This window comes from Streptomyces sp. NPDC060194 (assembly GCF_042728285.1).
Taxonomy (GTDB): domain Bacteria; phylum Actinomycetota; class Actinomycetes; order Streptomycetales; family Streptomycetaceae; genus Streptomyces.
Window position 1 is genome coordinate 1 of sequence record NZ_JBHWZH010000290.1, and the last position, 1,971, is coordinate 1,971.

At 73.8% G+C, this 1,971-nt stretch carries 3 protein-coding genes; 2 read left to right on the forward strand and 1 reads right to left on the reverse strand.

Annotation, left to right across the window (positions count from 1 at the left end; all coding sequences use genetic code 11):
* Window positions 1–184 precede the first annotated feature (184 nt).
* Complete coding sequence (locus ACFWEG_RS28960) at window positions 185–982, forward strand: TetR/AcrR family transcriptional regulator (RefSeq protein WP_387221075.1); 798 nt, start codon at window positions 185–187, stop codon at window positions 980–982.
* Window positions 983–1,001: 19 nt separating this feature from the next.
* Here ACFWEG_RS28960 and ACFWEG_RS28965 read toward each other — a convergent pair whose 3' ends face one another.
* A complete protein-coding gene (locus ACFWEG_RS28965) occupies window positions 1,002–1,718 on the reverse strand; it encodes a DUF4230 domain-containing protein (RefSeq protein WP_387221078.1) in 717 nt (238 codons plus the stop codon).
* Here ACFWEG_RS28965 and ACFWEG_RS28970 point away from each other — a divergent pair.
* A partial coding sequence (locus ACFWEG_RS28970; protein ID WP_387221080.1) for a thiamine pyrophosphate-dependent enzyme occupies window positions 1,702–1,971 on the forward strand: 270 nt, incomplete at its 3' end. The genes ACFWEG_RS28965 and ACFWEG_RS28970 overlap by 17 nt on opposite strands.

Below are 1,971 nucleotides of genomic sequence, written 5' to 3' on the forward strand. Positions count from 1 at the left end.
CTGCGACACTGCGCCGACGAACGTGGTCTTCCCCTGCCCGTACCCTCCCGGGGGGTGGTGGGTGGCGGGGGTGGGGGGACGCGGGGCCGCCCCGGGGGGCGGGGGGGGGCGGCCGCGACCCCGCCGGGCGGCCCCGCCCCCCGCCGCGACGAGCCGCCCGCCCCTCCCCCGTTACGCTGGACGGATGACGAGCACGACGCAGGCCCCCGACCGGCCGACGACCCCGAACCGGCGCCGGATGGGCGTCGAGGAGCGGCGTGAGCAGCTGATCGGGGTGGCCCTCGACCTCTTCGGCCGCCGCACGCCGGACGAGGTGTCGCTCGACGAGATCGCGTCGGCCGCCGGGATCTCCCGCCCACTGCTCTACCACTACTTCCCCGGCGGCAAGCTCGGCCTGTACGAGGCGGCCCTCGGGCGGGCGGCCGACGAGCTGGCGGGCCTGTTCGACGAGCCACAGGAGGGCGCGCTGGGGCTGCGGCTCGCGCGCGGCGTCCACCGCTACTTCGACTTCGTCGCCGCCCACGGCCCGGGCTTCGCGGCGCTGCTGCGCGGCGGCCCGGCAGCGGGCGCGGCGGCCGGGGCGGGCACGCCTGCGGACGGCCCGGCCGGGGCGGGGGCCCTGGCGCCCGGCGACCCGGGGCGGACCCTCGCACTGATCGAGGGCGTCCGGCAGGCGGCCCGCACACAGGTGCTCGCCCACCTCACCCCGTACTGCTCGGGGCCCCCGCCGGTGCGGCTGGAACTGCTGGTCCGCTCGTGGGTGATGCTCTCGGAGTCCACGGCGCAGCAGTGGCTCGACGGCGTCCCGGTGGAGCGGGCGGAGCTGGAGCGGCGGCTCGTGCACGACTTCGCCGCGCTCGCCGCGGTGGGCGCGCTGCACGATCCCGAACTGGCCGCCGTGGTGCGGCGGGTGCTGGACGCGGAACCGGCCGACAGCCCCTTCAGGGAGCTGCCGGCCGGGTTGGCGGCGCTGGCGGGCTGAGAGCAGGCCCGCCGGGGGGTCAGGCCGGCGGCTGCTGGCCGTAGTGGACGACGACCTTCTCGAAGCCGAGCGAGGTGAGCAGCCCCTTGAGCATCCGGGTGGTGTTCTCCTCCGCCCGCTTGTTCAGCTCGCTGTCCTTCGCCGCCTCCCCGATGTGCTTCGCGGCGAGCTTGTTGACCGCGCTCTCGTCGGCCGGGTTGTCGGAGAAGAAGTCCCCGAACCGGTCGAGCAGACCGCGCTCCTTGGTGACCGCGTAGGACCGCTCGGGGTCCATCGCGGGCTTGCCCAACTCGGCGTTCGGGAGCCACAGTTCGGCACTGGTGCGGTCGGCGTTCGTCTTCACCTGGTCGCCCTTGACCTGGCCGAGGTCGACGTATGCGCCGACCGTCCCGGCCCCGACGAACAGGGTCCTGGTGCCGCGGATCGCGTCGGGCAGGAACTTCGCGTCCTTCTCCAGGTCGACCACGACCTGGAAGTTGCCCGAGGCCGCCTCGTAGCGGCTCATGTCCTGGATGGACTGCAGGAGCGTGGGCCCCGTCCGGTCCTTGGTCTCCTCGCCGAAGAGGTCGCCGAAGCTCGGGAAGAAGTTCAGCGCCGCGCCGATCAGGAAGACCACGACCAGCAGGACGAGCCCCGCGGGCACCTTCACCCACCAGGGCAGCTGCGGTCGCCGCCGGGGGGCCTCGGCCCCGCCCGCGCGCCGCTCGGAATCACGCCGTGTGTCGGTGGACGTCATACCGTACGGATGCCCTCCCGGGACGGCGTCACCCCTGCCGTCCGATCACGAATTCGCGCACGGACGTCACGAGTTCGCCCGCCGCGCCGCGCCCGACGGCCCGCACCGCACCGTCGTCATCGCCGGTGACGGCTCGTTCTTCATGCACGGCATGGAAATCCACACCGCGATCGAACACGACCTGCCCATCACCTTCGTGGTGTTCAACAACAACGCGCACGCCATGTGCGTCACCCGTGAACAGCTCTACTAC